The following is a 7,559-nucleotide window of genomic DNA, read 5'->3' as shown; positions in this document are numbered from 1 at the left end:
GTTTTCAGCTGCCGCTTGGATCGGGTGTGCTGGGCGCCCTGAAAAAAATCGCGGGCGCAGCCGGGGGCCTGGAGAGGCTTCCGGCAGGCTTGGAAAATTAAGGGATTTGGCAGGCAGGGGGTGACATGGGAAGCGGGGACAAGCGGGAATCAGGGAACGTTCACTTTTATTGCAGCGACACGCTGTCGATATGTCGATAGTCCAGCTGCAGCTCAAGCGCCAGCTGTTTGGCGCGCCCGAGCTGGATCGGGCCGCGCTCGATATCCACCAGCAGCCCCGGGCAATCGAGCGCCGCTAATCCGGCGATGTCTTTGAGCCGCCCATCGGTAATCACCAGCAAACGCTGCTGCTCGGCCGGGTAACGCTTACGCCGCGCGCGCAGCCAATGCGCGGCTTCGGACAACGCCGCCAGCAACGGCGTGCCGCCGCCGGCGCCGAGCTGAGCCAGCCACCCGGCCAAGCCTTTGGCGGCCTTCAACCCCTGCACCTGCCATTTGGGCGCTTGCCCGCTGGCCGTCAGTAACGCCATGCGCGCCCGCTGCCGATATGCGTCATCAAACAACTGGGCCAGCAAGCCTTTGGCGTCGCTCAACGCGCCATGGCGCCGAGTGGACGCCGAGGCATCGACAATCACCAGCCACAACTCATGGGCTGAGCGGCTGCGCAGGTGGTAGACCACATCCTCACGGGTTTGCGGCCGACCACCGAGCAAGGTGCCCGGCCAGTTGATCGAACCCAACGTTGCACGACGCGCTTTGCCGTGCCTGCCTTTTTCCAGTCGCCCCGCCTTGGGCCGGGCATCCGCCCCCGCGTCAGGTCGAGGGCGAATGCCTAGGGCTTTTTTGGCCAGGTGGGCACATCCCGGCGTGCGCCCGTGGGCAAGGCCGGTGCGGGCATATCGCCCCACTGGCCTTGGCCAGGCGAGGAGTCCGAGGGTTGTGGCGCCTGGCCTTTATCGGGCGGGCTCGCCGGAGGGGTTTGCGCCTGACGGCGATGGCGCAAGGCGAATTCGGCCACGGCTTCGATATCTTCCTCGGCGATGGCGCCAGCGCCACGCCAGGCCGCATGGGCGCGCGCGCCGCGCAACCACACGAGGTCTGCGCGCAAGCCATCGACACCGGCGGCAAAACAGCGCTCGGTGATCTGCGCCAACGCCTGATCATCCAACGCAATGCTGTCGAGCCGCGCCCGCGCCTGGGTGCAGCGATCGCGCAAGGCGGCTTGCTGCGTGGCCCATTGGCTGCAAAACGCTGCCGGATCGCTGTCGAAATCCAGGCGGCGGCGGATAATTTGCCCGCGCTCGGTGGGCAGGGTTTGCCCGCTCAATGCCACATTGAAGCCAAAGCGGTCGAGCAGTTGCGGGCGCAATTCGCCCTCTTCCGGGTTCATGGTGCCGATCAATACAAAGCGCGCCGAATGCCGATGGGAAATCCCGTCGCGCTCGATCAGGTTGGTGCCGCTGGCGGCCACATCCAGCAGCAGGTCCACCAGGTGATCGGGCAGCAAGTTGACTTCATCGACATACAGCACGCCGCCGTCAGCCTTGGCCAGGACACCGGGGGAGAATTGCGCGCGGCCTTCGCCCAGCGCAGCGTCCAGATCCAACGTGCCCACCAGCCGCTCTTCGGTAGCGCCCAACGGCAAGGTGACAAACTGACCGCTGGCCAACAAATCTGCCAGGCCTCGTGCCAGCGTGGACTTGGCCATGCCGCGCGGGCCTTCGATCAGCACACCGCCGATTTTCGGGTCGATGGCGGTGAGGCACAGGGCCAGTTTCAAGTCGTCGGCGCCGACCACGGCGGACAGCGGGAAATGCGGAATATCAGTCATCAGCTGTCTTCTTCTATATCCAGCAACAGGTTTTCCAACGCCTCGCGATACGCTCCGGGCTCTTGCCACATGCCGCGCTGCTGGGCTTCGAGCATACGCTCGGTCATATCGCGCAAAGCATCAGGGTTGTGCTGCTGCACAAAGGCCCGGGTGTCAGGGTCGAGCAAGTAAGCGTCGGCGAGCAAGGCGTATTGGTGATCATCAATCAGCGCGGTGGTGGCGTCGAACGCGAACAGGTTGTCTACCGTCGCGGCCATTTCGAACGCGCCTTTATAGCCATGGCGCTTCACGCCGTCGATCCATTTGGGATTGGCGGCACGGGAACGGATGACCCGGTTCAGCTCTTCCTTCAGGGTGCGGACCTTGGGCAGGTCCGGCTGGCTATGGTCGCCATGATAGCTGGCGGCCTTATCGCCGCTCAGGGTTTCCACGGCCGCGAGCATGCCGCCCTGGAATTGGTAGTAGTCGTTGGAGTCGAGCAGGTCGTGCTCGCGGTTATCCTGGTTCTGCAACACTGCCTGCACCTGGCTCAGGCGCTGGGCGAACTGTTCGCGGGCGGCAGTGCCCTCATCGGAACCGCCATACGCATAGCCGCCCCAGTTCAGGTAGACCTCGGCCAAATCCTCGCGGCTCTGCCACAGGCGACCGTCAATCGCACCCTGTACGCCCGCGCCATAGGCGCCAGGCTTGGCGCCGAAGATGCGCCAGCCAGCCTGTTTCGCGGCCGCTTCTTCATCCAGGCCCGCGCTGAGCAGCGCCTCGCGTTCGCTGCGCACCTTGGCCGCCAGCGGGTTCATGTCATCCGGTTCATCCAGGGCCGCCACTGCCTGCACGGCTGCATCAAACAGCCGGATCAGGTTGGCAAAGGCATCACGGAAGAACCCGGACACGCGCAGCGTTACGTCAACGCGCGGGCGGTCCAACAGGCTGATCGGCAGAATCTCGAAGTCATCCACGCGCTGGCTGCCCGTGGCCCATACCGGGCGCACGCCCATCAGCGCCATGGCCTGGGCAATATCATCACCGCCGGTACGCATAGTGGCGGTGCCCCAGACCGACAGGCCGAGCTGGCGCAGGTGGTCGCCATGGTCTTGCAGGTGCCGCTCAAGAATCAGGTTGGCGGATTGGAAGCCAATGCGCCAGGCCGTGGTGGTGGGCAGGTTGCGCACATCCACGGTGAAGAAATTACGCCCGGTGGGCAGTACATCCAGGCGCCCACGACTGGGTGCGCCGCTGGGGCCTGCGGGTACAAAGCGGCCACTCAACGCCTCCAGCAAACCCTGCATTTCCGCAGGCCCGCACGCGTCCAGACGCGGTGCCACGACGACGCGCAGGCTCTCGATGACCGACTTCACATCCTCCCAGCCAGGTTCCTCCAACTGCTCAATCGGCCCTTCCAGCGCTTGCTCGATCAAACGCGCGGCATATAACTCCAGGCGCTCGCGGGTATCACCGGCGGTGCGCCAGAGCTGCTGATCAATGTTTTGCAAAACCTCGGGGCGACGCCCGGTCCAGGGCTCGGCCAGGGCACAATCGAGTGGGTCAAAGCCCAGCTCAAACGCCTTGGCCAGCACCCGCAGCAAGCTCGATTGCGGGCCACGCCCATCGCCGCGCGGGATGCGCAGCAAGGCCAGCAGGGTGTCGATGCGCAAACGGCCTTCGGGCGACTCGCCAAAAATATGCAGGCCGTCGCGGATCTGCGACTCCTTCAAATCGCACAGGTAGGTGTCCAGGCGCGGCAACCAGACCGTGGCGTCGGCGTCGTTATCCAGCTCCAGCTCCTGATCGATATGGGTTTCGCGCACCAGCTTGAGAATGTCTTTTTGCAATTCAAGGGCGCGGCGCGGGTCCAGCAATTGCGCCTCGTAATACTCGTCGGCCAACAGCTCCAGGTTACGCAGCGGGCCGTAGGTCTCGGCACGCGTCAGCGGCGGCATGAGGTGGTCGATGATCACCGCTTGAGTGCGACGCTTGGCCTGGGCACCCTCGCCCGGGTCATTGACGATAAATGGGTAGATATTCGGCAACGGCCCCAGCAGCGCGTCGGGCCAGCAGTTCTCCGACAGCCCCACACCCTTGCCCGGCAGCCATTCGAGGTTGCCGTGCTTGCCCACATGGATCACGCCATGGGCGCCGTAGGTATGGCGCAACCAAAAGTAAAACGCCAAATAACCGTGGGGCGGCACCAGGTCCGGGTCGTGGTACACCGCGCTGTGGTCAACCTGATAACCCCGCGCCGGCTGGATGCCGACAAAAGTCAGGCCCAGGCGCAGGCCGGCGATCATCATGCGGCCGTCGCGGCACATCGGATCGTTATGCGGTGCGCCCCAGCGCGCCAATACCGCCTGGCGATTGGCTTCAGGCAGGCGCTTGAACATCGCCTCGTAGTCGTCCAGGCCCAGGCTTTGGTGGCACGGGCGCAGGTCGAGGCTGTCCAGATCGTTGGTGATGCCGCCGAGCAGATCATGAATCAGGGCCGTGCCGCTGTGCGGCAACTCACTGGGCACGGGATAACCTTCGGCTTGCAGCGCGCGCAGGATATTCAGCGCCGCCGCCGGGGTGTCCAGGCCCACGCCATTGCCAATGCGGCCGTCACGGGTCGGGTAGTTGGCGAGGATCAGTGCGATGCGCTTTTGTGCATTCGGCACCCGTGCCAGTTCGACCCAACGCCGCGCCAGCTCGGCGACGAAATCCATGCGCTCGGGCGCAGCGCGGTAGCACACCACGTCGGACTGGCTGCGCTCACTGCGCCAGGCCAGGTCTTTGAAGCTGATGGGACGGCTGATAATGCGCCCATCCAGCTCCGGCAAGGCGATATGCATCGCCAGGTCGCGCGGGCCGAGGCCTTGCTCGCTGGCCTCCCAGCCGGGCTGGTTGTCCTGGGCGCAAATCGCCTGGATCACCGGAATATTGCGGCGAAACGGGCGTAAATGCGGGGCTTCCGGGCTGGACTGGGCAAAGCCGGTGGTGTTCAGAATCACCGCCGCCTGCACGTCATCCAGCCAGTCTTCGACCACCGTGAGGCAGCCGGGCTCTTTCAAACTGGCCACCGCTATCGGCAACGGATTAAGGCCCGCCGCCTGCAAGCGTTGGCAGAACACGTCGATAAAACCGGTATTGGCCGCCTGCAAATGCGAGCGATAGAACAGCACTGCGGCTACCGGCCAATCTGCCTGCCAATCCGACTGCCAGTCATTCAAGCGCGGGTTGGCTTTGTGCGGGTGATAAATCGCGGTGCGCGGCAGGCTTTGCGGTTCGGCCCAGGCATAGTCGCGGCCCAGGTAGCTGCTTGCCAGGCAGCGATAGAAATCCAGCGCGTTGCCCAGGCCGCCCTGGCGCAGGAAGTGCCACAGGCGGTCGCGCGCTTCTGCGCCTACGGAGCTCAAGCCGCTGAGTTCCGGGTCCGGGCGATCATCACCCGGCACCAGGATCAGCTGCACGCCGCGCTCGGCCAATTCCACCAGGCGCTCAATGCCGTAGCGCCAATAACCGATGCCGCCGTGCAGCGAAATCAGGATGACCTTGGCGTGGCGCAGCACCTCATCGACGTACAGGTCGACCGAGGCATGGTTTTGCACCTGCATCGGGTTGGCCAGGCGAAAGCTGGGGTAATCGTCGGGCAACTGCTGGGCCGCTTCGGCCAGCAGTGCCAGGCTGGAATCGCCGCTGCACAGAATCACCAGCTCGGCGGGGGTTTGGCCTAAGTCGGCAATGTTGTCTTCCGAGACGAAACCGCCGGGCTGGGTCCTGAGCAGGTGCATGGGTTAAACGCTGAGCGCAGCGCGCAGTTGCGCTTCGAGGCCCGCCGCGTCCAGCTCCTGGCCGATCAGCACCAGACGCGTGATGCGGGCTTCATCAGCACCCCAGGCACGGTCGAAATGCTTGTCGAAACGCGTGCCCACACCCTGGATCAGCAGGCGCATCGGCTTGTTCGGGATCGCCGCGAAACCTTTGACACGCAGGATGCCGTGTTGCACCACCAGTTGATTCAGGGCGTCGAGCAGCAGCGCTTCATCAGCTTGCGGCAAGTCGATGGAGATGGAATCAAACGCATCGTGGTCGTGGTCGTCTTCACCTTCGTGGTGATGATCGTGGTGGCTGTGGCGACCGTCGATGTGTTCTTCGGAGCCGGCGCCCAGGCCAATCAACACGTCCAGCGGCACGCGACCGCTGCTGGCCTCGATGATTTTCACGGCCGGCGGCAGCTCTTCGGCGACTTCAAGGCGCACGCGTGCCAGGTCTTCAGGGCTGATCAGGTCGGCTTTGTTGAGGATCACCAGGTCGGCGCTGGCCAGTTGGTCGGCGAACAGCTCGTGCAGGGGCGATTCGTGGTCCAGGTTCGGGTCGAGTTTGCGCTGGGCATCAACCTGATCCGGGAACGCGGCAAAGGTGCCTGCGGCGACAGCCGGGCTGTCGACCACGGTAATCACCGCGTCAACCGTGCAGGCGCTGCGGATTTCCGGCCACTGGAAGGCCTGGACCAAGGGTTTTGGCAGGGCCAGGCCCGAGGTTTCGATCAGGATATGGTCGAGGTCACCGCGACGGGCGACCAATTCGCGCATCACCGGGAAGAATTCTTCCTGCACGGTGCAGCACAGGCAGCCGTTGGCCAGTTCGTACACGCGGCCGTTGGCTTCTTCCTCGGTGCAACCGATGGAGCACTGCTTGAGGATTTCACCGTCGATGCCCAACTCGCCGAACTCGTTGACGATCACGGCGATGCGACGGCCCTGGGCGTTGTCGAGCATATGGCGCAGCAAGGTGGTTTTGCCCGAGCCGAGGAAGCCGGTAACGATGGTGACGGGGAGTTTGGCCAGTGTTTTCATCGGATGCCCTTTGGGGCGGGCATACGGGACGACAGGCCCTGCGGCAATGCGCAGAAGCTGATTTCGTCACCGGATCACCCCGCCCGGTTGAAGTAGAAAATCGGTGACGAGGCAGGTCTCCTGGCTTGGGGCATGCGGGTCTTGCGACCGGCGCTGGCTGCGCCTTCCCGCCGTATTGGCAGTGGCGTGGCAGTCAGATGAACCCTTCACAGTTGCGGGGGCAGCCGCGGCTTGAACCGCGTTCCCTTCTTAGCTTCGACCTGGGCCGAAGAACCTCGAAGGTGCAAGGCTACGCAGTGCGTGGGGGATGGTCAATGATGGGGTTGTTTGGTTGATGTACATAGCCGTTGCTGCGGTGACGGCAGCTTAGGGTTCCGCCTTTACGGCAGGTCGCTTTTGGAAAAGGGCCCGAAATGCCGGTTCGACCAAAAGTACCCCACCACTCGGCACCTCGCCCAGGCTCGGTGTGCCCGTACTCCGGCATTCCTAAGTAGGTCGCCTAAGATCAAAAAGCTCAAAAGCGGAGTTCGGCGGACTAGCAGCTGACCTGAACCTGGACGCTGAACGCATTCAAATGTGGGGACTGGCTTGCCTGCAATGCAGACATCTCGGTCTGTCAGTGACACACAGTTGATGCCATCGCAGGCAAGCCAGCTCCCACAGAAAAGCAGCCCTGTTTTTGCCCTGCTTTCGCTTCTACCACTCAGGTCGGCTTTCAGGCCGCCGTGCTCTGCTTTTGATCTGCTGTTGACCTTGATCTCACAGGCCCCGTTAACCACGATGGCCGAACGCAGGCTTGAATCCGTGGGTAACCCGGCAGGACGCCGGGTTAGCCGCACTGGGCCAGGGATGGCCCATTGCGGCGGCCCACGGATTCAAGCCGGAGTGCGGGCATACCGAGCC

Annotated in this window: 4 protein-coding genes and 1 riboswitch; all 4 genes read right to left on the bottom strand. The window is 63.8% G+C overall.

Going from position 1 to position 7,559, the window contains the following annotated elements:
• Nucleotides 1–166 precede the first annotated feature (166 nt).
• The 4 genes from ACDZ94_RS13095 to cobW are packed head-to-tail and all read right to left on the bottom strand — an operon-like array spanning nt 167 to nt 6,656.
• Nucleotides 167–778, bottom strand: coding sequence for a vWA domain-containing protein (locus ACDZ94_RS13095; RefSeq protein ID WP_064454915.1), 612 nt, complete (start codon nt 776–778; stop codon nt 167–169).
• Nucleotides 779–831: 53 nt separating this feature from the next.
• Complete coding sequence (locus ACDZ94_RS13090) at nt 832–1,830, bottom strand: ATP-binding protein (RefSeq protein ID WP_432750247.1); 999 nt, start codon at nt 1,828–1,830, stop codon at nt 832–834.
• Nucleotides 1,830–5,591, bottom strand: a complete 3,762-nt coding sequence (gene cobN / locus ACDZ94_RS13085; RefSeq protein WP_432750246.1) for a cobaltochelatase subunit CobN — start codon at nt 5,589–5,591, stop codon at nt 1,830–1,832. Before cobN ends, ACDZ94_RS13090 begins: the two co-directional genes overlap by 1 nt.
• Before the next feature lie 3 nt (nt 5,592–5,594).
• Nucleotides 5,595–6,656: a cobalamin biosynthesis protein CobW gene (gene cobW / locus ACDZ94_RS13080; protein ID WP_221294508.1), complete on the bottom strand. Its 1,062-nt coding sequence runs from the start codon at nt 6,654–6,656 to the stop codon at nt 5,595–5,597.
• A gap of 93 nt (nt 6,657–6,749) precedes the next feature.
• Nucleotides 6,750–6,949: riboswitch (cobalamin riboswitch) on the bottom strand.
• Nucleotides 6,950–7,559: the final 610 nt, after the last annotated feature.

The sequence above is a fragment of the Pseudomonas sp. UBT genome (assembly GCF_050915955.1).
Classification (GTDB): Bacteria; Pseudomonadota; Gammaproteobacteria; order Pseudomonadales; family Pseudomonadaceae; genus Aquipseudomonas; species Aquipseudomonas antarctica_A.
This window is presented reverse-complemented; position numbering and strand designations above follow the sequence as displayed.

Bases quoted from the DNA above. Each gene is read 5' to 3' on its own strand.
- cobN (WP_432750246.1), bottom strand. From the start codon at position 5,591: ATGCACCTGCTCAGGACCCAGCCCGGCGGTTTCGTCTCGGAAGACAAC.
- ACDZ94_RS13090 (WP_432750247.1), bottom strand. From the start codon at position 1,830: ATGACTGATATTCCGCATTTCCCGCTGTCCGCCGTGGTCGGCGCCGAC.
- cobW (WP_221294508.1), bottom strand. From the start codon at position 6,656: ATGAAAACACTGGCCAAACTCCCCGTCACCATCGTTACCGGCTTCCTC.